At 53.6% G+C, this 911-nt stretch carries 1 protein-coding gene; it reads right to left on the reverse strand.

The genetic code is table 11. The features are described from left to right. Nucleotides 1-35 precede the first annotated feature (35 nt). A partial coding sequence (locus CAFE_RS19710; RefSeq protein WP_233452840.1) for a DUF6273 domain-containing protein occupies nucleotides 36-911 on the reverse strand: 876 nt, incomplete at its 5' end.

Consider the following 911-nt stretch of genomic DNA (forward strand, 5'->3'; position numbering starts at 1 on the left):
GTGGTGCAGGTCATTTTCGATCCCCTTTCTGCAAGTCATAGCACTGTGTACGCTCCGGACGCATCAGGTGTCAAAGATAATAAGACCGAAGAATCAAGAACACAAAGCGGACGAACGCCATTGTCGCCGTGGTAGGCGCTGCCGAAATCGCCCAGCGTACCATCGGAGACGACGACCCGGACGTAGTACGAGTAGGAAGGATATGGCGTACGAAGCCAATAGTACCACGCCGCGCCCGCCGTGCCTCCGGTATACGCCGCACAATCCGCCGTCTCATATGCGATTCTGGAATTATTGTCTGAAAATGCTTGAAGTTGGGAGCCTTCCGTATAATCCGTTGATAGTCCGACTTCCGTTCCGCTCGGCAACCACACCCGCGCGTTTGTCGTTTCTGTCCCGCTTCCGTCTGTTGAAGATTTCCCTACCGTGATTGTTTTGGTTTTGAGGTAGTTCTTTTCTTTTACCGAGAATCCGTTCAGGAAGCCCGCCGCTGATTTGTACGGGTTTGCCGAAACAACGCTTGTGCTGTCCGGGGCCTGATCTACCGAGTGCTGCGCGACGTACCATGAACCGGCCCCCGCCTCGGAGTTAAGCCACTGGTGAATGTTTGAGAGGACATACCTATTATTTCCGTAGCTTACCCGGCTTGAATCGCCGTTGGCCGGTTCTTTTGCGTCGTATGCGTACCGCGCTATGATTCCGTCCGTAATCAGGGTAACGTTGTTCCCCGAAATGTTCGCGATTTTCATGACAATCGGGTTCCCGAAGATGGAGCCGAATTTTAGTCTCGTGCCGACCGGAAAGGCCCCGAGCTGGTAGCCGTGCAGCGGCGTCATGGTCGCGACGCAATATTCCGTTTGGTATTCGTGCTTCGAATTATAAGCGAACGCCCTATAAAAATACTGCGTGCC

The organism is Caproicibacter fermentans (assembly GCF_009746625.1).
GTDB classification, from domain to species: Bacteria; Bacillota; Clostridia; order Oscillospirales; family Acutalibacteraceae; genus Caproicibacter; species Caproicibacter fermentans.